Raw genomic sequence first — 23,668 nt, 5'->3', positions numbered from 1 at the left:
TTCCCCACCCACATACACAAGATTGGTGCAGAAAAAAAGGGCGGGGCGCTAACAGTTGAAACAATTGGGTGCGCAGCTTTGACCGCGCGCCCATTTCGTGCGTTTGGTCTTTTACAGTCGATCCATAATTGCGTTGGCAATCGACATCGTGTTGCCGGTACCGCCAAGATCTGGCGTCACGCGGTCTTTGGCTTGAACAGTGTCTATGACAGCCTTCTTCAGACGATCGGCATCGCCATTCAGCCCGACATGTTCCAGCATCAGACCGGCGGCCATAAGAAAGGCACAGGGGTTTGCTTTTTGTTGACCGGCGATGTCTGGCGCGGACCCGTGGACGGCCTCGAAAATCGCGGCGTCCTCGCCGATGTTGGCTCCAGGAGCCAAGCCAAGGCCGCCAATCAAACCGGCAGCGAGGTCAGATAGAATGTCACCAAACAGGTTGGTGGTGACAATCACGTCGAAGGCGTCCGGGTACATAACCATCTGCATTGCGCAGGCATCAACGATACGTTCGTCACATTCAACGCGACCTTCATATTCCTTTGCGACGTCGCGGGCCTCTTCAAGGAACATGCCCGACAGAAGCTTCAGGATATTGGCCTTGTGGACGATGGTCACCTTCTTACGGCCATTGGCAACCGCGTATTCAAACGCCGCGCGCGTGATCCGGCGCGCACCTTCTTTGGTGTTATAACCAGTCGAGAAGACTTTACCCTCTGGGTCGCCGTTGTGTTCCTGATAGCCCTCGTCTGAGATGTAGTAACCTTCAAGGTTCTCACGGAAGATGACCATGTCGATGTTGTCATAGCGCCCATCGGTCTTGATCGTCTTGGTGGGGCGGACATTTGCATACAGATTAAAAGCTTGGCGAAGCTGCAGGTTGATCGACTTGAAGCCGCCGCCAACGGGTGTGGTCAGCGGACCCTTCAGCGCCAGTTTAGTGCGGCGGATGCTGTCGATGGTTGCTTGCGGAAGGGGGTCGCCAGTGGCGTCGATCCCGGCCATACCAGCTTGCTGCACGTCCCATTTGAACGGGCTGCCCATGTGATCAAGAATGGCAGTGACAGCTTCTGTGATCTCGGGTCCAATCCCATCGCCGGGGATCAACGTGGCGTCAATTTGGGTCGTCATGGCGGATACTCCTGCATTCAACAAACCAGAATTCTGGGTTTCGTATAAACGGTATACAATGGAATACAACTGCAAAGTGACATTCAAAAGGGCGAATGAAACAACGACTCCCAGACACATTGCAGAGGATTTCAGGTTGCGGCTTCGGTGTCAAAGGATAGGGTTTCCAATCAGGAGGGACCCATGCCCATCTTCAACTTCGGCTCGATCAACATCGACAATTTTTACTATCTTCCGCACTTACCGCAGCCCGGTGAAACCCTGAACTCTGACCGCTACGCGCGGCAATTGGGGGGCAAAGGTGCCAATCAATCTGTGGCCGCGTGCCGCGCGGGCAGCGTTGTGACGCATGTTGGGGCGGTCGGAGCGGACGGTGACTGGTGCTTGAAGGCTCTGACTGACGAGGGCATAGGCACTCAGCATGTTATTTCGCTCGGGGGACCAACCGGACATGCAAACATCTATGTGGATCGTTCCGCCGAAAACTCGATCGTGCTTGTGCCGGGCGCCAATCGCGCGATGACGTGGGACGCAGTTCGCATGGGCTTTACGAAGGCCGGCCCTGACGACACACTTCTGCTGCAAAACGAAACCAGTCACGTGCAAAAGGCGGCGGAGTTGGGGCGTGCCAAAGGTATGCGGGTGGTCTATTCTGCAGCACCATTCGAGGCTGCGGCGGTTGAAGCTGTGCTGCCTTTTTGTGATATTTTTGTGCTGAACGAGGTTGAGGCGGAACAACTTTCGCAGGCGCTGGGCGTCACAATCGCCGAAATCGATGTGCCAGTCGTGGTTATTACGCGCGGGGCGAACGGTGCAGTGTGGCGTGATCAGCTGAATGGACAGGAAATCAACGCGCCAGCTTTTCAGGTCGACCCTGTTGATACGACTGGGGCTGGTGACTGCTTTATTGGCAACCTTGCAGCAGCGCTTGACCAAGGCTACGACGTTAAAACATCATTGCGCAAAGCGTCGGCTGCGTCAGCCATTCAGGTTACGCGGGAAGGCACCGCGGATGTTATGCCAAGGGCGGATGAGGTCGAGGCTTTCCTGTCCGAAAGGCTCTAACTCAGCAGCTTTGCGAGCCTGAGCGCGGTCGGCATATCGCCGGATATCTTGATCTTCCCCATCATGACAGCGGTCATGGGGTTGAGCTTCCCAACCAAAAGCCTTTGCAGGTTCTCTGTCGACAGGCGCAGCGCGCAATCTGTTTCACGGTCAACTGTGCTGACACCGCTGTCGGCCAATATGACGACGCCGTCGTCGCCGCAATCAAACTTCAGTGACCCATCAAAGCGGCGGCCATCAAGACCGACCTGAATATCCTCGGCAATTTTACTAAGCGGCATATCGTTTTCCCCCTTCTGCTTTGCGATTAGGCAGGCAGGGCGGGAAGAGCAAGATTGACCAAACGGCCGGTGACGCTAGGTCCGGTTCAATGCTGCGACAGTGTGGGCACAGGGTGCGCCATCGAACAGCGCGTCAAGAACCTGCTGAAAAATCGGTGGAGCATTTTGGACAGCCGCAAACAGGGTCATGCAGGATTTCAATTTCTGAGCGTCGATATTTCCCAAAACCCTGTCGGCGCCCTTATCAGCATGTTCAAGCATAAGCGATGAAACAACAAGGAGACGGCGTTGCAGTTCATCATGGCCAAGATAGGCTTCAGCTTCAGTCAGGCTTTCAAGCCCATACAGTTGCGACATATAGGATTGCCCCAACTCGGCCAATTGCGGGAAGACAAACCACATCCAGTGGCCTTCCTTTTCCCCGGCCTGCAGTTCGCTCAGGACATCGCGCCACACGGTGTCCTGAGCCTCGATGAACATCTCCAGCTCATCGTCTTTTTCGTTATCGTAGGTCACTTGGCCACGCGCTTGTTGCGCATTGCGATCAGCTTCAGTCGCAGGGCGTTCAACTGAATGAAACCTGCCGCGTCTTTCTGATCATACGCCCCCATGTCCTCTTCAAACGTCACGTGCTCTTCTGAATACAGCGAATGATCGGACCAGCGGCCAACCACACGGGCCAGACCCTTGTATAGCTTCATGCGCACGGTGCCGGTCACGTGTTCTTGGCTGGCGTCAATGGCGGCTTGCAGCATCTCGCGCTCGGGACTGTACCAGTAGCCATTATAGATCAGCTCGGCGTATTTCGGCATCAGCTCGTCTTTCAGATGCATCGCGCCCCGGTCCATTGTGATCGATTCGATCCCGCGGTGGGCATCCAGAAGGATCGTGCCACCGGGCGTTTCATAGATGCCACGCGACTTCATGCCAACATAGCGGCCTTCGACCAGATCAAGGCGACCAATACCGTGTTTGCGGCCATACTCGTTAAGCTCAGTCAGGATCGTTGCGGGCGACATGTCCACACCGTTGATCGACACGGCATCACCCTTCTCAAACCCGATCTCGATGAACTCGGGCGTGTCGGGCGCATCTTCCGGGTGTACGGTGCGCTGGTAAACATAGTCGGGCGCATCCACGGCTGGGTCTTCCAGAACCTTACCCTCGGACGAGGTATGCAGAAGGTTCGCATCGACTGAGAAAGGCGCTTCGCCGCGTTTGTCTTTCGCAACCGGAATCTGATGCTGCTCTGCAAACTCCAAAAGGCGCGTGCGAGAGCTCAGATCCCACTCACGCCACGGGGCGATCACTTTGATCTCGGGGTTTAACGCATAGGCGGCCAGTTCGAAGCGCACCTGATCGTTGCCTTTGCCGGTCGCGCCGTGGCTGACCGCGTCAGCGTTGTGTTCTTTGGCGATTTCAACCAGCCGCTTTGAAATCAGTGGGCGCGCGATTGATGTGCCAAGCAGGTACAGACCTTCGTATTGCGCATTGGCACGGAACATCGGGAACACAAAGTCACGCACGAATTCTTCCCGGAGGTCTTCGATGTGGATGTTTTCTGGCTTGATGCCCAGCATCTCGGCTTTTTTGCGGGCCGGGTCCAGCTCCTCACCCTGACCAAGGTCAGCGGTGAAAGTAATCACTTCGCACCCGTACTCGGTTTGCAACCATTTCAGGATGATCGAGGTATCAAGGCCACCGGAATAGGCCAGAACAACTTTCTTGGGCGCAGACATCGTTTTCTCCTACGTATCGTCTGCGCGCAGTTACCTGTTTTTGTTGGCAAGAGCAAGGAAGAGAGGCAAAAGCAGAAAGGCGCAGGCAGCCCGTTGACCGCCTGCGCCTTTCGGTTACGAATCCGAAGTCACTTCTTCTGAATCCTCGTCAGTTTCTTCGGGCATTTCTTCCTCGGGTAACTCGGGCTCTTCGGCCGGAAGTCCAAGGTTGGAATGAAGCTCGGCCATCGCCTCTACATTCTCGGAAATGTCCCGGCCGTCGGTCAGCGCCAGCAGAGCATCCTGTTGCCCGGTTTCTGCGCCTTCTGCAGCTTCCTCGGCCTTGGTCAACTCGGCTTGCAGGCGATCAAGCTCGGCCTCGTACTCCGTTGCGGTAGTCAGATCGTCGTTAGCCGATGCCAAGGCGTCCGCGTTCTCGGAGTGCTGGGTGCGGACTGTTTCCAGTTCGCCCTCAATCTCACCTAGGCGGACCTGTTCCTCTTCGGTCAGTTCCGTCTTGCTGTTCAGCTCTTCCTGTTCGGCCAGCAGTGCGGTTTCCTGATCCATCAGGCCTTGTTTGGTTGCTTCCAGACCATCAATCACAGCCTGTGTTTCCTCTGACGTAAAGCCGGGATCGGTGGCTTCGAGCTCTTCCAGCATGGTCGCGACAGCGGCGGCTGCCTCGTCTGCGGTGGTTGCAGCCAGAACCGCATCGCGATACAGCGCGGCCTTCCCGACACGGCTGTTGGGACTTGCCACTTCAAGGGCACGAGCGCTTGCGTTAGAGGCATTCGCACCCTTGAGCACACTGCGCACCGACCCGTTGCTCGTCTTAACAGCAGCTTTGGTGCGTCCGGTTTCCTTGGTGCGGCCAGACCCCCGCGATTTGCTGTCCCGCTTGTCAGGCCGTTCCCTTTTGGTCCGGTCGCGGTCTTTCGACTTTCCCCGATCCTTGTTCTTCGCGAAAGCGGGCTCTGTCGACAGGGTCAATGCAACGGTTCCCAATGCGGGGACGGAAAGTGCTGCGACTAAAGCGCCAACAGTTAGGTGTTTCATGATCGGCATGTCGTGGGCCTCCTTTAGAAAGTCGACTGTAAACTGGAATTAGGCCACAATAGTGGCATCCAGCCCTTATTCGTCAACTATAGGTTTGAATCTCGGCAAGGGATTGCACCCGACCGACATTCAGGCAATGCATATACTATGACCAGCTTCACCGACAAAGCGCACAGCGCCGAACATCTGATGCGTACGCTGTTCCCAGCGACACCGCTGCAGCGCAACGATCACCTGTCAGAGGTGTATGAAGCCGACATCTGGCTGAAGCGCGAAGACCTGAGCCCCGTCCGCAGCTACAAGATCAGGGGCGCGCTGAACGCCATGGCCAAGGTGTTGTCGCACAGCCCCGAAACCAGTGTGTTCGTCTGCGCCTCGGCTGGTAATCACGCGCAGGGCGTGGCGTATGTCTGTCGCCATTTTGATGTGAAGGGCGTGATCTTCATGCCGGTGACGACACCGCTTCAGAAGATCGATAAGACGCGCATGTTTGGCGGCGACAACGTCGAAATTCGCCTTGTTGGTGACTATTTTGATGACACGCTGGCCGAAGCGAAGCGGTTCTGTGCGGAAGTTGGGGGGCATTTCCTGTCACCCTTTGACGATCCTGATGTGATCGAAGGGCAGGCAAGCGTCGCAGCAGAGATCGTCGAGCAGCTAAAAAGTCTGCCGGACATGATTGTGTTGCCGGTCGGGGGTGGTGGCCTGTCCGCTGGAATGACCAAGTATCTGCGTGATGTCGCCCCCCACACAGACATCAAATTTGTTGAACCAGCTGGAGCGGCAAGCCTGGCAGCAGCCCTGGACGCGGGCAAGCCCGTCAAACTTGCCCGCGTCAACAACTTTGTGGATGGCGCGGCTGTGGCTCAGATCGGGCGGGTAACGTTCGATGTTCTGAAAACGGTGTCTGCCGAAAAGGTTCTTGCGGTGCCCGAGGATCGCATTTGCTCGACTATCCTCGAGATGTTGAACGTCGAAGGGGTTGTTTTGGAACCAGCGGGCGCGTTGTCCATCGATGCACTAAAAGACCTTCGCACCGAAATCAAAGGCAAGACCGTGGTTTGTGTTACATCCGGCGGCAATTTCGATTTCGAACGGCTTCCGGAAGTGAAAGAACGCAGTCAGCGGTATACGGGCGTGAAAAAATATTTCCTGTTGCGGCTACCCCAACGGCCCGGTGCCTTGAAAGACTTCCTGCAGGTGCTCGGTCCTGACGACAACATTGCGCGGTTTGAATACATGAAGAAAAGCGCGCGCAACTTCGGGTCGGTTCTTATTGGTATCGAAACCAGCGACCCAGAGAATTTCGAAACCCTTTACGCGCGGTTGGATGAGGGTGGCTTTGTCTATTCAGACATCACGGGTGACGAAACCATCGCCGAGTTTGTGGTCTAACCACCGCTTAGAAACGCTTGCTTCGAGGCGTCATAGGCTTGAAAGACCGGCATAAGGGGCACGGCGTCATAGTTGCCGGCCGCGGCTTCCCGCTCACCCTCACCGCACAGCTTTGAAAGTTGGTCAAAGCCTAGGTTCAGTGACGAGCTTTTCAGAAAGTGCATGTCCTGCTCAAACAAGGCAGGCTTTGGTGCGGACTTCAAACGGCAGATAACCTCCTCGACCTCTTCCAGAAACAGCTCGGCCACTTCTGCGAAATCATCTTCGCCGATTTCAGCTTTCAACTCGTTCACGCGATTCCAATTAATCATCAAGGCCTCCTGAGTCAGCGCTTACAGATTAGGCCGCAGCGGTTAAGAACCCGTAAGCATCGGAGTTTTGATAAAACTTTCACATTAAATGGCTGTTAAAGGCCCGACGCTAACCATCACCGGACGACGCGAATCCTAGGTCGAGGGAATGGTTTGAGTGCCGTAAATGCATATGTAAGATGTGATGGGCCGATCCAACAGGTGCCGTCGCAACCGGTGGCCGATAACCCGGTGCGCCGGATCTTGGTTGTCGATGACAGCAGGGCGCAGCGGCGCATTCTGACGTCATCCTTGTCACGCCAAGGCTATGAAGTGACCGAGGCGGGCACCGGCGTTGAGGCGTTGGATATCTGTAAGCAAGAACATTTCGACCTTATTCTCAGCGATTGGATGATGCCCGGCATGGACGGGCTTGAACTGTGCGCGGCCTTTCGAAAACTGCCGCTTGCGGGGTATGTCTATTTCATTTTGTTGACGTCAAAGACTGACAAGGGGGCTGTCGCGCAGGGGTTGGATGTCGGTGCTGACGACTTTCTGGCCAAACCGGTGAACCCGGATGAATTGCGTGCGCGCATCAATGCAGGGGGCCGCATCCTATCGATGGAGCGGGAGTTGCAGGACAAAAACCGTCTCGTTTCGTCGACACTGGCTGAAATCCAGACGCTTTATGATTCGCTTGACCGTGACCTAGTAGAGGCGCGCAAGATGCAACAGTCACTGGTTCGCGAAAAGTATCGTGACTTTGGGGAGGCCGAGGTTTCGCTGATGCTCAAGCCCTGTGGTCATGTCGGCGGTGATCTTGTCGGGTTTTTCGAAGCAGGGCCTGACACACTGGCCTTCTATTCCATTGACGTCTCAGGGCACGGTATTGCGTCTGCGCTTTTAACAGCGCGCTTGGCGTCCTATTTTTCGGACGGATCGCCAACACACAACATCGCGCTTGATATGGGTCAGAACGGTCGCTATCGCAGCCGCGCGCCTGAAACCGTTGCAACAGAGTTAAACCAGCTTTTGTTAAATGATCTGCGGTCCGAACATTACTTCACCATGTTGTTTGGCTATTTGAACCTGCGCACCGGAGAGGTTGAGATGGCTCAATGCGGGCATCCAAATGCTGTCCGGCTGCCAATCAATGGCGATGCCCAGTTTTTCGGCGAAGGCGGACTGCCGATCGGCCTGATCGCGGGCGCAGAGTTTTCACGACAACACCTGACCCTTGCGCCTGGCGAGCGGCTGATTTTCTATTCGGATGGTTTCACAGAATGCGCCAACGCCACGGGTGCAATGCTAGACGAAGACGGTTTTGCGGAAATACTGCAGAAAAACAACGCGCTGACGAACGAGCCGTTGTTTGATTCATTGGTATGGGATCTTGATGCGTATTCTGGCGGGCAGGATCTTGGGGATGACCTGTCTTGTGTGATGGTGACCTATAAGCCGGACAACAGGTGATGCCTGACAAAATGCCGATCGCCTTTGTTGCATAGAATGCGTGCGGCGCTTTTGGCGTCGGTCCAGATCGCTTGGTGGTCCAATTCAAGCGGCGCACTGACTTGGCGTAATGGTCTGGCCACAAAGATATGGCAGATCTTTTCGGCCCACATGTCGTATTCTGGCATATAGCCAAACCGACGATAGGCACCCAACCGCGTTGGAGCAGCAATCTTCCAACCCGTCTCTTCCAGAACCTCGCGGTGCAAGGCAACGATGGCACTTTCGCCCGGATCAATCCCTCCGCCCGGCAGTTGAAATTCGTTGAATGGCTCTGATTGATGAGTGATCAGCATATCGCGACCCCGGAGAAGAATTGCATAGGCGCCCGGACGCAGGACGTATTTTCGACCATACTCGCGTGGCTTGCCAAATCTGCGCATCTGCCCTTTTCCCTTCGGTTGCCGACACCATATAGACGCGGTATGCCAAGCTGAACGCCGATAGGAAACCCCATGACCCTTGGAACTAAAATCGCCTGGGATGACACCATCCTACCATTTCAACTGGACCGCAGCGACATTCGCGGACGGGTTTTGCGGCTGGACGGCACGTTGGACACGATCCTGTCGCAGCACGATTACCCGCCAGCGATCGAGGCGCTGGTGGCTGAAGCGGCCATGCTGACGGCGCTGATCGGTCAGACCATCAAGATGGAGTGGAAGCTGTCCTTGCAAGTGCGTGGCGACGGGCCAGCGCGATTGATTGCAACGGATTACTATGCCCCCGAGAAGGAAGGCGACCCGGCGACGGTGCGTGCTTATGCCAGTTACGATGCCGACAGATTAGAGCCTAATGCACCTGGATTCCCCCAGATTGGCAAAGGATATTTTGCTGTTCTGATCCATCAAGGCAGCGCTCAAAAGCCCTATACCGGTATGACGCCTATCTCTGGCCAGTCCCTGTCTGATTGCGCGCAAGCCTATTTCGCGCAGTCCGAACAATTGCCAACCCGGTTCCATCTCACCTTTGGGAAGTCGACATGGGCTGGCGGCGAAGAAAACTGGCGGGCTGGTGGCATCATGTTGCAACATATGCCCAAAGCCTCGCCTCATGTTACGGGCGAGGGAGGGTCCGGCGAAGGTGGCTTGTTGTCTGCACAGGATCTGGTTTCGGATGATGATGCTGAAAACTGGAATCGGGCCAACATCCTGCTGAACACTGTTGAAGAACTTGAACTGGTCGGCCCTTCGGTCCAACCCACTGACCTTTTGGTGCGACTGTTCCACGAAGAAACCCCACGCGTGTTTGACCCGCAAGCGGTTAGTTTTGGCTGCCCATGTTCCGAGGCGCGTGTGCGCGAAAGCTTATCGATCTATTCGAAGCGCGATCTTGGTCACATGACAACAGATGAGGGGCGCGTGACGGCCGATTGCCAGTTTTGCGGCGCCCATTACGACCTTGATCCAGCGACGTTGGGCAAGGATGCCGTTGACCAGGACAGCGCAGGTGACTGACCCGATCGACGATATCCGACAAGCCCTTGCCCAGCCGGGGCGCGGCAGCTCGGACTTTGACTTGCACCCCGACATCACGCTGCCAGAAGGGCGCAAACTGCGTCCCGCCGGTGTTCTGGTGCCATTGATGTGGGACCAGGGCATTCTGCAGCTGATTTTGACCAAACGGTCCTCAGCCTTGAAACATCACCCCGGACAAATTGCGTTTCCTGGTGGCAAGGTGGATTCTGTTGACACAGACGTTGTCGCCACTGCACTACGTGAGGCGCAGGAAGAAGTAGGTCTGCCGCCGGGCCTTGTCGAAATCATCGGCCAACTTCCCCAACACGAGACGGTAACCGGCTTTTCTGTCACGCCCGTCGTTGGGTTTATTTCTCAGCCATTCGACGCCATCGCTGAGGTCGGCGAGGTCGAGGAAATCTTTTCCGTGCCGTTTCATCATGTCTCTAACCTTGCTAAATATAGCCAACAAGGGCGGATCTGGCAGGGGCGGATGCGAATGTATGAGACGGTGCCATTCGGGCCATATTATATCTGGGGAGCCACCGCGCGGATGTTGCGTGCACTTGCCGAACGGTTGCTCCAATGACCCGTGTAACCGGGGATTGGATAAACTCACCAGCCGCGCAGGCTGTGTGCAGGGCAATAGCGCAAGCGGGCCACCAAGTCTTTTTTGTTGGCGGTTGTGTGCGGAACGATTTGCTGGGCGCGCCAATTTCGGACCTTGATCTGTCAACGGATGCAAGGCCTGACCAAGTGATGCAAATCGCCGAGGGTGCAGGCCTTCGCGCGGTTCCAACGGGCATCGAACACGGCACAGTCACCGTGGTTGCGGATGGCGAAGGGCTTGAGGTTACGACCTATCGCAAAGATGTTGAAACTGACGGTCGGCGCGCCGTGGTCGCCTTCTCGGACAATCTGGAGGATGACGCGCATCGCCGCGATTTCACTATGAACGCGCTTTATGCGGCACCTGATGGGCACATCGTTGATCCCTTGGGAGGTGGGCTGGATGACCTTAACGCGCGTCGCGTGCGGTTCATCGATGATGCTGGCGACCGCATACGCGAAGACTATCTGCGGACCCTCCGGTTATTTCGGTTTCACGCATGGTATGGCGACCCCGAAAAGGGAATTGATGAAGATGGTTTGGCTGGCGTAGCCGCAAATTTAGCGGGATTAGAGTCTCTTTCCCACGAACGTGTTGGTACTGAAATGGTAAAGTTGCTGGCCGCGCCGAACCCAGCCGCGTCGATAGCGGCGATGGTGCATACCGGTGTTCTTGGCCTGGTATTGCCTGCTTCCGACGCAACAAACCTTCCCATTCTGATTCACCTTGAGGAAGACCGCACCCCTGATCCAATACGACGGCTTGCCGCGCTGGGCGGTGTGGATGTCGCCGAACGCCTTCGTTTGTCAAAGCGCGATCAGAAGCGGCTTGACGTGATCCGGCGCGGCATGGCTTCGGTGACGCCAGCAGCCGAGTTGGCTTATCGGCATGGGGCCGATGTGGCGACAGACGTAGCGCTTCTGCGTGCGGCACAGATGGGTGTTTCGCCAGAAACTGGCGCTTGGGTTGAGATTGAAAAAGGCGCAAAGGCGACGTTTCCGGTGCGAGCCGCTGACCTTTCGTCGAAGTTTACCGGCCCAGCACTGGGCGCGGAACTCCGTCGGTTGGAAACCCTTTGGATCGCATCAGGATTTGAGTTGAAACGAGAGGATCTGTTGACGTGACCGAACCCACCGAAACTTTCCGCATCGAACGGCTGGGTCATTTGGGCGATGGCATAGCGCCCGGACCGATCTTTGCTCCGCGATGTTTGCCGGGTGAAGAAATCTCGGGCGAGGTTGTGGACGGTCGTATTGCCGCCCCCCGCATTGTGGTGCCTTCGCCTGACAGGGTGAAAGCGCCGTGCCCACACTACAATACTTGCGGAGGGTGCGCGTTGCTGCATGCCTCGGACGATTTCGTGGCTTTATGGAAGGCTGACGTGGTTAGAACGGCGTTGGCAGCGCATGGGCTGACGCCTGAACTTCGCCCAATGAGGACCTCGCCACCGCGATCACGTCGCCGCGCCGTGCTGTCGGCCAAGCGCGGCAAGAAGGGTCCGCTGATTGGGTTTCATGGGCGTAAATCCGACACGATCAGCACGATCGAAAGCTGCCTGCTTTTGCATCCGGAAATTCTTTCCGCCCTTAAATCGCTGGCTGAACTGGCCAATTTTGGCGTGTCGCGCAAGGGTGAATTGTCGATAAACGTCGTGCAATCCGCTGCCGGATTGGATGTCTCAGTTTCAGGCGGCAAGCCTCTTGACCGTGTGTTAGAGACTGATTTGGCCCAAGCGCTCCACACTTTTGGCTTCGCGCGACTGACTTGGAATGGCGAGATAATCGCCACCGAAACACCGCCAGCACAAATGTTTGGAACCGCGGCTGTGGTTCCGCCAGCAGGGGCGTTCCTCCAGGCCACACGCGAGGGAGAAGCGGCTTTACTTGACGCCGTGCGCGAGATCGTAGGAGATGCCAAATCTGTCGTCGACCTGTTTGCTGGATGTGGCACGTTCGCTTTGCCCTTGGCGATGACGTCAGAAGTTCACGCGGTCGAAGGCCACGCTGGGATGACTGATGCGCTTTCGCGCAGCTGGCGCAAGACCCAGGGTTTGCGTCATGTCACCACCGAAGTCCGTGATCTGTTCCGAAATCCAATTATGTCCGACGATTTGACCTCATATGATGCGGCCGTAATCGACCCGCCACGTGCAGGGGCGGAGGCGCAGATCGAACAGCTCGCGGCCTCAACAATTCCGCGAATCGCGATGGTTTCGTGCAATTCGGTCAGCTTTGCGCGTGATGCAAAGACACTTATCGATGCCGGTTACACGCTGAACTGGGTTCAGATTGTCGATCAGTTTCGTTGGTCGACCCATATTGAACAGGTTGCAAGCTTCACCAGATCCTGACCGGTGGACAGATTCGCCGAAAAGGCGATCGCGCAGCAATTTGGTTTGTGTTGCGGCCGTTCTGATCTACCATGTCCAAAAACGAGTAGTGTGGGACATCCAATGAGAGCCGTTTTAACGATCCTAGCCGTCCTGTCTTTGATCTTCGTCGCGTCATGCGGCCCCAAAAGATACAGTTACGACGGGCCAGAAGTGACTCAGATCATCGTCAACAAGGGTGCGCGGAAGATGTACCTGATGCATGGTACAGAGATTTTGAAGACCTATCGCATCGCGCTGGGCTTCGCGCCTGAGGGCCGGAAAAAATACGAAGGCGACGGCAAGACGCCAGAAGGGCGCTATGTCATTGATCGGCGCAATCCGAAAAGCGCGTTTTATTTGTCGATTGGCGTGTCATATCCAAACCGCCAAGACGTTGAAACAGCCCGGCAAGATGGGCGCAAACCCGGCGGTGAAATCTTTATTCACGGCGACAGGCGTGCGCAGGACCCCAAAAGGGCGGATTGGACTGCTGGCTGTATCTCGGTCAAAGATCACGAAATGCGCGAGATTTTCACGATGATCCGATTGGGTACGGTAATTGATATCAACCCCTAAGGGTTTGAACAGATGGGTGGACTATCCACCCATCTCCATGACCCACCAGATCTTGCCGTTCTTTTCCTGAAGCCAGGCGAACCCAAGCTCACGGGCGCGAGGATCCAGAATAATGCGCCGTGTATCTGGCTTGTTCATCCATGCTGACAGTGTCTGAAGTTCGGTTTCAAACGTCTCAGAGATGTTTTCCCCGAGATAATTGCCGCTGTAACCTGCACGACGGGCTCGGTCGATCGGCGACGAGCCGTCAGAGCCAAAGTGCCAGGGGCGGTTTTGAACTGACATGTCACGCGCATGGGTCAGTGCTGCGGCGTTCAACTGAGCGTTCAGGCTTACGGGTTGTGCACCTGCGGCTTGGCGCAACTGGTTGATGCTGTCCAACATTCGGTATTGGACTTTCGACGTCTTAGCAGAAGAGATTCGGTAAATATTTACGCCACCGCCAGTACCGCCAGTCCCCACATCGCAGGCGGTCAGGGCCACTGTTGCAGCAATCGCCATTAAAAACACACGCATCATCTGTCTCTCATCCAAAAAACGTTGTATCTGTGTCTTCCTATAGTGAGTATTGCCAAGTAGCAAATGTCAGCTGTGCGATAATGGGCCGATAACACCCGTTTGATTTGCGACTGGTGCCTTGGCGCAATATACAGCCACGGAACAAGTGAACTTTTGGAGATGAGTGATGCGGAAAAAACCTGATGCCCTACTGGGCAGACGCGCATTCCTTGGGGGTACGATTGCCGCTGCGAGCGGGCTGGCCACGCCCGCGCTTGCACAATTTGCGAACACGACCCAAGGCGAGCGAGACCTGACAGAAGTTGTGAAACGCAACATCTCAAGCTTTCGGTCGCTGAACTGGCAGCCCTATTTCAGCAACACCCGCAATGGGGCCATTCTTGTCGACATCAGCTCGCGCTGCTTGCACTTTTGGTCCGAGGATCAGTCAGTCTATCGACTGTTCCCGACATCTGTGCCGCTGACCGAGGATTTGACACGCCGGGGCCGCACGAGCGTCATCCGCAAAGTTGAAGGCCCGTCTTGGGCGCCGACGCCTGCGATGCAAAAGCGCAACCCCGAATGGCCAGCCTTTGTTGGCCCAGGCCCGGACAACCCGTTGGGAAGCCACGCGCTTTATCTAGGCTGGCAGTATTACCGCATTCACGGCACGCATGACACGCGCAAGATTGGTCGTCAGTCGTCGAACGGCTGTATAGGTCTTTACAACCGTCATATCGCTGAGCTGTTCAGCTATGCCAAAAACGGTACTCAGGTGCTGCTGATCTAAGCACGGCGTCATCTAGAAACAGAAAAAGCCCCGCCATTACAGCGGGGCTTTTTCTGTTTGGAAAGTTTATTGCTCAGACGCTTTCGTCGATCCAAGATTGCAGAGCGGCTTTCGGAGCTGCACCGACTTTGTTGGACACAACCTGACCGTCTTTAAACATGAACAGTGCCGGAATGCCGCGAACGCCCATTTGTGCGGGCGAGTTCGGATTCTCGTCCACATTGACTTTTACGATCTTAACCTTGCCTTCGTACTCGGTCGCCAGCTCTTCCAAAGCGGGGCCGATCTGTTTGCAGGGACCGCACCATTCAGCCCAGAAATCCACAATTACGGGAAGGTTTGATTGGCGCACTTCTTGTTCGAATGTGGCATCGGTGACAGCTACAGTTGCCATGTTGTGTTCTCCTGAAAACTATATGTTGTGGTGAACCTAGGTAGGCAGGCAGGTTGCGTCAAGCGCCCTGAAAGCCACATCCACCAAAGCATTATCGAAATGCATCAATTCACAGCTTTGTGTCCAAAGGATTGCGGTGCTGACGTTTCGTTGCGGGTAGATCTGGCACAACACGGCTCGGTACGCGCCCAGTTGACGCAGCAATCCATCAGGTGCGTCGGCGGGTGTTTCGGGCACGACGCGGTTGGTCTTGAAATCCACAGCAAGCACGTCTTCTTCGGTAACGATCAATCGGTCGATGACGCCATGCAAAACGCGTCCGGGAAACTGATCGAGCTTTGCGGTAATTGGCAATTCGGCCAAACCTGCATCATCAAAGATCGGCGCGAGGGCGGGCGCTCTCAAAACTAAGGCGGATTCAGCCAACAGGCTTTCTTGTTCGTCGTCCGTGGCCAGATCTTCGCCCACACCAAGCAAGAACCGCGTGGCGTCGGGCCATTTCTCCTGCGGGATAAGCGGCAGATGCTCCAAAAGCAGATGGATCTGCCGTCCGCGCTTCAACGCGTCGTCAATACCACCAAATGCGGCCTCTCCGGGTAAAGCCTTCGCACCCCCTAGGTCAGACGGAGATATCGCCTTGAGGGCCGTTGCGGGCGCGTCTACACGGCTGATAAGCCAAGCTGGCAGGGGTTCGGCTGCTGCTTGCTCCGGTATCGGAGCATTATGGGTTGGTGCGGGCCATTCGCCCGTCTCGAACCGCTTGCCAGCGCCTGTGGGGAAGTCGCAATTGACGCCAGCCGCTTCGTCCATCGCAGCCTCGCATATCCGATACCAGACATCGGACCCGGGTTTGCCAATGTCGCCCGCTGCAGCCAGAATTAGCCACTGCTCGGCGCGCGTCATTGCGACATAGAGCAGTCGGGTCCGCTCTTCGGTTTCCGCGTCTTTGATGGATTGAGCAACGTCGTCGATAATGTCGGTGCGGTCTTCCTTGTTGGGCGAAAAGAAGGCTTGGCCATCAGGCAACTTGGCAACCGACGGCATTGAAGACGCCTTGCGCATCGCAAGATCAGGCAAAATGACGATCGGCGCTTCAAGTCCCTTTGAGCCATGAACGGTCATGACACGAACCTGATTCCCAACCGAGTCCATCTGCCGCTTGATTGTGACCTCGTCCGTCTGAAGCCAGGTCAGAAACCCGGTCAGGCTGGGCGTGCCGGAACGTTCATAGCCCATCGCTTGCGCCAACAGGGCGTCGATGCCATCTTCAGCCTCGGGTCCCAGCCGGGCCAGAAGCTTTTTGCGTCCGCCGTGCCGGGTCAGGGCTCGTTCCAGCAACTCATAAGGTCGCAGAAAGTCGGCTGAATCGCGCAATTCTTGCAAGACATGCATTGTGTTTGGATGGCTCTCGGCCTTGTCGGACAGGGCGCGCCACAAAAACTTCCCCTTGCTGCGCGGGTGCGCCAATCGGAACAAGTCATCTTCGCTCCAACCAAACAACGGAGACCGAAGGGCTGCGGCCAACGACAGGTCGTCTTCAGGTGTCGCAAGAAAGGACAAAAGGGCAGTCAGATCTTTGACAGCAAGCTCTGCCCCGATCTTCAATTGATCAGCCCCGGCAATCGGAATGGAGCGGGCTTTACACGCTCGAATGACTTCGTGAAAAAGCTCACTACGTGACCGCACAAGGACCAATATGTCACCGGCGTGGACCGGGCGCATATCACCGTTTTCCGCAGAAATAGTCTCTGTTCTGATCATACGGTCTATGTCGCCAGCGATGCTTTCCGCAAGCTGGACGCGATGGTCCTGCGGGGACGGTAGGTCGACCGGATCGTGCCAATCGCGGTCTTCATCATGTTTCACAGGGTCGATCACGGGCCACAGATCGACGCGCCCCGGCTTTTTGTCGAAGAAGGCGTGGTGCAGGAAGTCACCCCCTAAACCGCCCCGCTTCTGAAGCGCTAAATCGACAAAGTTCAGGACCGCCTGGGAGGACCGGAAAGAGTGTTCCAACGGCATCTGAACAAGGTTGCGACCGATTTGCGACAGGCGGCCAGAAAACGTGGCCTTCATCCTGCCAAACGCCGCAGGCTCGGCCCCCTGGAAAGAGTAGATCGACTGCTTTGGGTCGCCGACCACAAAAATCGTGCGCTCAACATCGTCGCGTGCGCCCGATCCGCTGGTAAACTCACGTGCCAGATTGTCGATGATCCGCCACTGCACGGGGCTGGTGTCTTGTGCCTCGTCGACCAGAATGTGGTCTATTCCGCCATCCAACCGAAAGAGAACCCAAGAGGCGATGGATGGGTCAGTTAGGATCGCGGCGGCCTTTAGGATCAGATCATCGAAGTCTAGCCACCCGCGAGCCAGTTTGGCATCTTCGAAAAGCTGGACATAATGGTGCCCAAAACCATGTAGCGCGCGGGTGCGTTTCACGTTGGCAAGCGCGATCTGCGCCTTTCGGGCGTCTTCAACACGCTGCATGAAGCCTTCAAGTTGGGGCATAAGTGCAGCACATGCGCCTTCCCGCATCGCCTTCGTTGGAAAAGACCCTATCTTTGCGGAAAACGGTGATGATTGCAGGATCATAAAGCGTGTGCAGCGGGCCAGTATGTCAAGCGATGGGGTGGAGAAATCCGCCCCTTCCAGAATCCCAGCGGCCTTTTGCTCCGTGCTGCTTCCGGTTTTCAGAAGGTCGGATAGGGTGCCGAGCATCTGCAAGTCGCCGGGTTGAAAAAGCGCGCCCAAAATCGATTGCTCGTCTGCCTTGGGCGACACACCGAACCACTGTGCGATCTCAGCATCCGATGGTTGCTCAACAAACAAGGTTCGGTTGCCGGTGATCTCGGCGGTCAGCCGATCCATATCCTCGCCAGTGAAATGTTGGGACAGGGCAACTACATGATGCGCTAGCGGCCCTTCGCTCATCCGATCAAGAACCTCGGCCCGCAAGTCCTTGCCAGCGCGGTCATCCATTTCTGTGAATTGTGGGGATACACCGGCTTCCATCGGAAACCGGCGCAGCAGAGATGCGGCATAGGCGTGTATGGTCTGGATTTTTAGCCCGCCGGGTGTTTCTATTGCGCGCGCAAACAGTTGACGCGCCAGCGACAGGTCGCGCGTACCGTCCAGACCCAGTTCGTCCAGTGCGGCCAAAAGATCGTCGTCATCCTTCATCGCCCATTCGCCAAGACGCTTGAATAGACGGTTCTGCATCTCGCTGGCAGCGGCTTTGGTATAGGTCAGGCACAGAATGTTTTGTGGCGATACGCCATCCAGCAACAATCGCGCCACCCGATCCGTCAAAACGCGGGTTTTGCCCGACCCGGCATTGGCCGATAGCCAGGTCGAGTTGCTTGGGTCCGCCGCGTGAATTTGGCGAAGCGTTGCATCATCGCGATTCATTGGCCCACCTTCACAGTCACCGGCTGCGCGCTGTCGTCCCATTCGCCGAATCGGGCCAGATGATCATAGTCACCGTCGAACCTTTGTTTGTGCACTGCGCGCCGGGCCGTGAAGCCCTGTTCCGGGCGATGGTAGGCGCGGATCAGGTCCAAGAGCTCGGCTTGAACGACGTCAATATCCTGCGCCGCCAGAGAAATCGGCGAGGTCTTCTGCGGCGTTAGTCCTATATAGGCAACGCTCGCGACAGGTTGGGCAGGTATGTCTCTAAACCCGCCCAGCTTAGCGATTACAGCCTCCAGCAAAAGCTGCTTGTCATAGTGTTTTTGCATCTTCTCGTTTGGGGGCTGGCCGGACTTATAGTCATAAATCTCCAACGACCCATCATGCCTGCGGTCGATGCGGTCTGCTTTAGCCCCCAAGGTGAAGCCAAGTTCTTCAAAGGTCACTTGGCCCCAAACCTCATTGGCAAGGTTGTCTGCGCTCTCGCGACGGGCCTGTTCTTCGGCAACGAACCAATCGGCGATTCGGCCAATCCGTGCCAGCCAAAGGATGCGCGCCGACGGCCACGGCACGTGATTTTGTAGCACGTCCTCAGCGACAGTCATCAAGCGCGCAGCTTCCGCCGTCAGGTCGGACGAGGGCGTGGCCTCATCGACATAGCGCTCAAAGACGGCATGCAGGACGGTGCCCCGGATGCGCGCATCGGCACTTTGTCGCACGGGATCCAGCGGCCTGAGGTGAAGAACCTTATCGGCATAAACTGCGTATGGATCGCGGATCAGCTTCGTAACGCCAGTGACAGACAATTTCGTTGGGCGGGCCGAGACAGGCGGCGCAGGCGACGGGCGAGGCTCCGGCGCGACCAACTCAGCAGGTGCATCCAACCGAGATGCCAATTCGATCCATGTGGTACCGCGCGCGCGCATGTCGGCCAGTGCGGCCTTCCCGGCGCCCGACATGCCGCCCATCAGATTGCAAAGCCTGTTGAGCCAGCGCGACGGTATGGTTTCGCTGTCTTCGTCGCGCGTGGCGCGGGTCAGAAAAACCTCTTTCGTGGCGATGGCCTGTTGGAAATCATGAGCGGACAGGCCGATGCGTCGTTCGGGCAGAAGAAGACCCGCGTCCAGTCTCATCTTTCGGTTCAACCACGGGTCAGGGCCGGGCAGTTCGGGCCACGTTCCATCGTTCAGACCCGCCAAAATAACGCGATCTGCACCCTGGACGCGAGCCTCAAGGGTGCCCCAAAACATCACGCCGGGATGGGGCGCAATTGGATCCCGAACCACGCCGTTGTTCAGCACGGACAAGAACAGGTCAAGATAGGCGGATGCAGTTAGGTTGCCGCCATACTGTGCATTTTCAGCAAGGTCAGAGACTAAATCAAAAGCTACCCGACCGGCAGATTTCTCCCACAGCTCACCTGCTCCTGCTGGTGCGCAACCGCGTGCGATATGTTCTGAAATAGCAGTATGAGCGCTGATCAGAGAGGTCAGGCTGTGTTCGCCAATGAAGGCTTGGTTCAGAAAAGCCTCGCCAACCCACCGCGCCCATTCGGCACGCGCGGGTTCTTCGGCAAACTCGTCTGCCCAATCCACTATGTCTGCAGCGCTGATCTTGGCGTATCTGCCGCGCAACACTTGCAACTCAAGATCGCGGGTCCAGCGCAAATGGTCACCTCGCGTACCAACGGTGCTGTGCGTCAAGGGGTGTTTCAGAAGGGCCAGCAAAGTCTCGGTGCTGGTTTCCTCGCATAGAAGTTGTGCCGTCTGGCGCAGAAATCGGCCCGGCGCCGACAAAGCAAGAGGCCGACCAGCACTGTCGTCGGGTTCGATCCGCCACCGATCAAGTGCGGCAGACACTTGTCGTGTAAGGTTCCGGTCCGGCGTGATCAGCGCGACAGGCACCCCATCTTCAATTGATCGGCGCAACACCACAGCGATCGCCAACGCCTCTTCCCTGGGGGTACGTGTTTCGATCAGGGTAAGGTCATCCGTTGCGGCATCGACGCCAAGAAAGGATTTACCTTCGACTTGCCACTGATCTGTGACTGGGGCGGGGCGAAGGGCAAGCGATACAAGGCGGTTGCGCTCGGGGACAGGCGGTATGGCCGTGGTCCAAAGACCAATGTCGACCGGGTCCAGGTTATTGCGGCTGAATATTTTGGCAAAGCGATATTGTGGGTGGTCTTCAGCAGTCAACGCATCGTCAAGTGCGGCCCAGGTATGTGCGGGCATATCAGTGTCTAACCCGGGCAAAATAACCGCACCTTGCGGCAGGGATGCCACCGCGTCCATCAGCAGCGCCGTCGCGCCCCGCGATCCTGTAGACCCAGCGATCAGAATGGGGTGGTCTGGCGGCGCCTCGCGCCACTTCGCAATTGTCGCCTCAATCGCCATGCGTTGACGCGTTTCGACGTCGGGTGTGTCTCGGGCCTCATCCTCGAAATACCTCTCGACCAGCGAAATAAATGCCAGGCTGCGTGCCCAGTGCTCGGACATTTCGCCAACATCGAGCGTTTGCAGAACCCGCGGGTGGACGCCTTCGCTGTGCATCTCGTCCATCAGGTCCGCAAGGCTGTCGGCAAGGTCGAAGGCGGCGGCCTTCGGCGCAAGGTCGGGCTCACGCTCAACCAAGGCGGCGATCAGCTGGCGCAACTCAAGCCGACGACGCAAGGGCGCGACGGGTTGCGGCACATCGTGCAGGGTTGGATCACGGGCAAGGTCTGTGATCAGCCGGAGTCGCGGCAAGAACCGCGTCTGCCCATCGAAAAGGGCGCGCACCCGGGTTTGCATACGGCTGGTGTTTACGAAAATCTCGACCCGAGCCAGCGCATCGGGCGCGGCAGGTGTCGTGCGATTTAGTACGCCGTCGACCAAAGCCAGCGGGAAATCAACGCCCAGCGGCGTCCCAAAGAAGCGCGCTTTGTCAGTGGGTTCAAACACGATTATCCCTCAGCATTGTTTCAGCAAGGGTGATCCCTTCGGGATGTCCAACATCGCACCATTGACCTGCATATTCGATGCCGTAAACGCGATTACTAGCCAACAACCGATCCCACACGAGGTTGAGCGAGAAAACATCCTCGGTCACACTCGCGACGGGGTCGGTTTTGATGATCTGGCATCCGGTATATGTCAGTCCTGCACCCCGGCGCAGCAGCCCGTCGGGAGCCATCAGGAAATCACCCTTGCCCTTGTGACCAACGGTGTTTTGCGGCGCGACAAGCATCAGTAGCGCATCCATCCGGTCGGGATCCCACGCGTCCAGAACCGCCTGTATGGGGTTCGGACCGGCCCAAACGGCGTCGGAGTTCAACGTCACAACATCGTCTTGGTTAAGCAGCGTTAGAGCCTTTTTTAAGCCCCCGCCGGTCTCAAGAAGCTGAGCGGCCTCATGGGAAAAGACAACGTCACGATCGGCTAAGTGATCAATCAACTGATCCCCTAGGTGGTGCAAATTGACGATGGTCCGTTCAATCGGGCTGTCGTCAACGAGCGCTAGCGCATAGTCAATTAAAGGCTTGCCGGCCACCGGGATCAACGGCTTTGGCATTGTCTGGGTCAAGGCACCCATTCGCGTGCCGCGGCCTGCCGCAAATATCATGACTGAGTTTGGCATGGCGTCCTTAGTCTGTTCAGTAAGTCCGGGGTTGGTTCCGGTAAAATACCGTTCAATGTACGGCGTAATTTGGCAAGGGCAGGATGCGCGAGATCGGTCTGAAGGTGGGTCCAGACGCGCGGAACCATGTCGATATAATGCGGCTTGCTCATGTTGCGCGACAGGCGGGCAAAAATACCAAGAATGCGCAGATTGCGCTGGGCCGAGATCAAAGCGGCCTCGGCACGGAACGTCGTTTCATCATAACTTCTGATCTGGCAGAACAGCTGTATGAGGTGATCAGCGAGTTCAGGTGAAACATCACGCCGCGCGTCCTTGACCAGCGACATCAGGTCATATGACGGATGGGTTTGCACGGCGTCTTGAAAGTCCAGCAACCCAACACGGGCAAGGCCTGCTCTCTCTGACAACCACATCAGATTCTGCGCATGGAAATCGCGCAATGAAACCCTGCTGAAGTCGTCAAGCTGCGACAACTGATCGGACAGTTGCTCGATTGCGCGTTGGGCATCGTCATCCAGATGCGTTGCCGGAATTGGCCGATAATGCAGAAAGGCCAGATCACATGCTTGCGCCATGCGGACGGCATCAAAGCGGGGCAGGTCAGGATTGGGGTGGTCTTGCAGGTGGCAAATGACGTGAATCGCGGCTTCGTACAGCGGCCGCTCTGACATTGGGGATTTTGTGATCACATCTGAAAAAAGATTATCTCCAAAATCTTCCAACAGCAAAAACCCGTGATCTAGATCATGCGCAAAAATGGTCGGAGCGGACAAGCCGGTGCCGGCTAAGTAGGACGCAACCGCGACAAAGGGTGCGCTCGACCCGGCATGATCGGGTGGAGCGTCCATTAAAACGGCAGTTTCTTGCGTTTCCGGGTTCATTAGTCTCTGATATGAGCGTGACGACGCATCGCCGGTGATTGGCGAGGTAGCGGCATTTGGCCAGCCAGCGGCGGTCAGGAAATCCGACTTGAGTTCGGTCCGGGCGCTCATGCTGGCAACGCGTCGAGAACACGATCTCGCCAGATATCCGCGTCTCCGGAAAATGTGATCACACGATGGTCTTCTTGGTCGGAATCGGGGGTTGATTCAATTGATATCAGCAGAGCGTTATCAGGTTGTAGTTCCCCCAGACGGTCGGGCCATTCGATCAGGCAAATCGCGTCGTCAAAGGCTTGCGTCAGTCCAAGCTCCTCGATTTCGTCCGGATGGGTCAGACGATACAGGTCGGCGTGCCAGATCTCGGCAGTGCCAACGTTATAGGTCTGAACGAGCGTGAACGTTGGCGATGGGACATCTTCTTCGATCCCAACTTTTGCCAGCCGGGCTTGAATGAGGGAGCGCGCAAGATGCGTCTTCCCCGCGCCAATCTCACCTTGCAACAGAACGACGTCGCCCGGTTTCAGGTGATCTGACAGGGTAACGGCAAACTGGCGGGTTTGGTCGGCAGTGGAAAAATGGACTTGATGAGAAAACGCCTGCGACATGGCAGGAGT

The 23,668-nt window shown here is 56.6% G+C and carries 23 protein-coding genes; 9 read left to right on the top strand and 14 right to left on the bottom strand.

Translation table 11 applies throughout. The features are described from left to right. Positions 1-111 precede the first annotated feature (111 nt). Positions 112-1,131, bottom strand: coding sequence for an isocitrate/isopropylmalate dehydrogenase family protein (locus tag K3556_RS00250; RefSeq protein WP_260517738.1), 1,020 nt, complete (start codon positions 1,129-1,131; stop codon positions 112-114). Between the two features lie 183 nt (positions 1,132-1,314). Here K3556_RS00250 and K3556_RS00245 point away from each other — a divergent pair, with 183 nt between their 5' ends. Continuing rightward, positions 1,315-2,196 carry a ribokinase gene (locus K3556_RS00245; protein ID WP_260517737.1) on the top strand — a complete coding sequence of 294 codons (882 nt, stop codon included), beginning with the start codon at positions 1,315-1,317 and terminating at the stop codon, positions 2,194-2,196. Here K3556_RS00245 and K3556_RS00240 read toward each other — a convergent pair. From K3556_RS00240 to K3556_RS00225, 4 genes are all read right to left on the bottom strand, one after another. Further along, on the bottom strand, positions 2,193-2,477 hold the full coding sequence (locus K3556_RS00240; RefSeq protein WP_260517736.1) for an SCP2 sterol-binding domain-containing protein: 285 nt from the start codon (positions 2,475-2,477) through the stop codon (positions 2,193-2,195). The genes K3556_RS00245 and K3556_RS00240 overlap by 4 nt on opposite strands. 75 nt (positions 2,478-2,552) lie before the next feature. Then, the gene (locus tag K3556_RS00235) at positions 2,553-2,957 is read right to left on the bottom strand and encodes a DUF1810 domain-containing protein (RefSeq protein WP_260519273.1); all 405 of its coding nucleotides are present in this window, start codon (positions 2,955-2,957) and stop codon (positions 2,553-2,555) included. Between the two features lie 32 nt (positions 2,958-2,989). Continuing rightward, on the bottom strand, positions 2,990-4,216 hold the full coding sequence (locus tag K3556_RS00230) for an argininosuccinate synthase (protein ID WP_260517735.1): 1,227 nt from the start codon (positions 4,214-4,216) through the stop codon (positions 2,990-2,992). Between the two features lie 114 nt (positions 4,217-4,330). After that, entirely contained in the window at positions 4,331-5,260 is a 930-nt protein-coding gene (locus K3556_RS00225; RefSeq protein WP_260517734.1) for a hypothetical protein, read from the bottom strand. Positions 5,261-5,398: 138 nt separating this feature from the next. Between K3556_RS00225 and ilvA the strand changes: the two genes are divergently transcribed. Beyond that, positions 5,399-6,646, top strand: a complete 1,248-nt coding sequence (gene ilvA, locus K3556_RS00220) for a threonine ammonia-lyase IlvA (protein ID WP_260517733.1) — start codon at positions 5,399-5,401, stop codon at positions 6,644-6,646. Here ilvA and K3556_RS00215 read toward each other — a convergent pair. Beyond that, positions 6,643-6,957 carry an Hpt domain-containing protein gene (locus tag K3556_RS00215; RefSeq protein ID WP_260517732.1) on the bottom strand — a complete coding sequence of 105 codons (315 nt, stop codon included), beginning with the start codon at positions 6,955-6,957 and terminating at the stop codon, positions 6,643-6,645. The two genes, ilvA and K3556_RS00215, sit on opposite strands and share 4 nt — an antisense overlap. Positions 6,958-7,158: 201 nt before the next feature. Between K3556_RS00215 and K3556_RS00210 the strand changes: the two genes are divergently transcribed. Continuing rightward, positions 7,159-8,409: a PP2C family protein-serine/threonine phosphatase gene (locus K3556_RS00210; RefSeq protein ID WP_260517731.1), complete on the top strand. Its 1,251-nt coding sequence runs from the start codon at positions 7,159-7,161 to the stop codon at positions 8,407-8,409. Here K3556_RS00210 and K3556_RS00205 read toward each other — a convergent pair. Continuing rightward, entirely contained in the window at positions 8,388-8,831 is a 444-nt protein-coding gene (locus tag K3556_RS00205) for an NUDIX hydrolase (RefSeq protein WP_260517730.1), read from the bottom strand. The genes K3556_RS00210 and K3556_RS00205 overlap by 22 nt on opposite strands. A gap of 72 nt (positions 8,832-8,903) precedes the next feature. On the opposite strand from K3556_RS00205, the gene K3556_RS00200 reads away from it, so the two are divergent. The 5 genes from K3556_RS00200 (at position 8,904) to K3556_RS00180 (ending at position 13,462) form a co-directional block, all read left to right on the top strand. Next, positions 8,904-9,905: an Hsp33 family molecular chaperone HslO gene (locus K3556_RS00200; RefSeq protein WP_260517729.1), complete on the top strand. Its 1,002-nt coding sequence runs from the start codon at positions 8,904-8,906 to the stop codon at positions 9,903-9,905. Further along, entirely contained in the window at positions 9,874-10,494 is a 621-nt protein-coding gene (locus tag K3556_RS00195) for a CoA pyrophosphatase (protein WP_409557759.1), read from the top strand. The genes K3556_RS00200 and K3556_RS00195 overlap by 32 nt, the downstream gene beginning before the upstream one ends. Beyond that, entirely contained in the window at positions 10,491-11,639 is a 1,149-nt protein-coding gene (locus K3556_RS00190; RefSeq protein ID WP_260517727.1) for a CCA tRNA nucleotidyltransferase, read from the top strand. The genes K3556_RS00195 and K3556_RS00190 overlap by 4 nt, the downstream gene beginning before the upstream one ends. Further along, on the top strand, positions 11,636-12,865 hold the full coding sequence (locus tag K3556_RS00185) for a class I SAM-dependent RNA methyltransferase (protein ID WP_260517726.1): 1,230 nt from the start codon (positions 11,636-11,638) through the stop codon (positions 12,863-12,865). Before K3556_RS00190 ends, K3556_RS00185 begins: the two co-directional genes overlap by 4 nt. 102 nt (positions 12,866-12,967) lie before the next feature. Continuing rightward, positions 12,968-13,462: a murein L,D-transpeptidase family protein gene (locus K3556_RS00180; RefSeq protein ID WP_260517725.1), complete on the top strand. Its 495-nt coding sequence runs from the start codon at positions 12,968-12,970 to the stop codon at positions 13,460-13,462. A 21-nt stretch (positions 13,463-13,483) separates the two neighbouring features. Here K3556_RS00180 and K3556_RS00175 read toward each other — a convergent pair whose 3' ends face one another. Then, positions 13,484-13,981 carry a CAP domain-containing protein gene (locus K3556_RS00175; RefSeq protein ID WP_260517724.1) on the bottom strand — a complete coding sequence of 166 codons (498 nt, stop codon included), beginning with the start codon at positions 13,979-13,981 and terminating at the stop codon, positions 13,484-13,486. Between the two features lie 166 nt (positions 13,982-14,147). Between K3556_RS00175 and K3556_RS00170 the strand changes: the two genes are divergently transcribed. After that, positions 14,148-14,750 carry a L,D-transpeptidase gene (locus tag K3556_RS00170; RefSeq protein WP_260517723.1) on the top strand — a complete coding sequence of 201 codons (603 nt, stop codon included), beginning with the start codon at positions 14,148-14,150 and terminating at the stop codon, positions 14,748-14,750. Positions 14,751-14,823: 73 nt separating this feature from the next. On the opposite strand, the gene trxA is transcribed toward K3556_RS00170, so the two are convergent. The 6 genes from trxA to tsaE are packed head-to-tail and all read right to left on the bottom strand — an operon-like array spanning position 14,824 to position 23,659. Continuing rightward, positions 14,824-15,144: a thioredoxin gene (gene trxA, locus K3556_RS00165; RefSeq protein WP_260517722.1), complete on the bottom strand. Its 321-nt coding sequence runs from the start codon at positions 15,142-15,144 to the stop codon at positions 14,824-14,826. A 36-nt stretch (positions 15,145-15,180) separates the two neighbouring features. Further along, positions 15,181-18,552 carry a double-strand break repair helicase AddA gene (addA, locus tag K3556_RS00160; protein WP_260517721.1) on the bottom strand — a complete coding sequence of 1,124 codons (3,372 nt, stop codon included), beginning with the start codon at positions 18,550-18,552 and terminating at the stop codon, positions 15,181-15,183. After that, the gene (gene addB / locus K3556_RS00155; RefSeq protein ID WP_260517720.1) at positions 18,549-21,494 is read right to left on the bottom strand and encodes a double-strand break repair protein AddB; all 2,946 of its coding nucleotides are present in this window, start codon (positions 21,492-21,494) and stop codon (positions 18,549-18,551) included. Before addB ends, addA begins: the two co-directional genes overlap by 4 nt. Beyond that, positions 21,487-22,155, bottom strand: coding sequence for a nucleotidyltransferase family protein (locus K3556_RS00150; RefSeq protein ID WP_260517719.1), 669 nt, complete (start codon positions 22,153-22,155; stop codon positions 21,487-21,489). Before K3556_RS00150 ends, addB begins: the two co-directional genes overlap by 8 nt. Beyond that, entirely contained in the window at positions 22,152-23,165 is a 1,014-nt protein-coding gene (locus K3556_RS00145) for an aminoglycoside phosphotransferase family protein (RefSeq protein ID WP_260517718.1), read from the bottom strand. The genes K3556_RS00150 and K3556_RS00145 overlap by 4 nt, the downstream gene beginning before the upstream one ends. After that, on the bottom strand, positions 23,162-23,659 hold the full coding sequence (gene tsaE, locus K3556_RS00140; protein ID WP_260517717.1) for a tRNA (adenosine(37)-N6)-threonylcarbamoyltransferase complex ATPase subunit type 1 TsaE: 498 nt from the start codon (positions 23,657-23,659) through the stop codon (positions 23,162-23,164). The genes K3556_RS00145 and tsaE overlap by 4 nt, the downstream gene beginning before the upstream one ends. Positions 23,660-23,668 lie beyond the last annotated feature (9 nt).

This window comes from Aliiroseovarius sp. M344 (assembly GCF_025140835.1).
Classification (GTDB): domain Bacteria; phylum Pseudomonadota; class Alphaproteobacteria; order Rhodobacterales; family Rhodobacteraceae; genus Aliiroseovarius.
The sequence above is the reverse complement of the archived record's forward strand: the minus strand, read 5'-3'. Positions and strand labels throughout refer to the sequence as shown.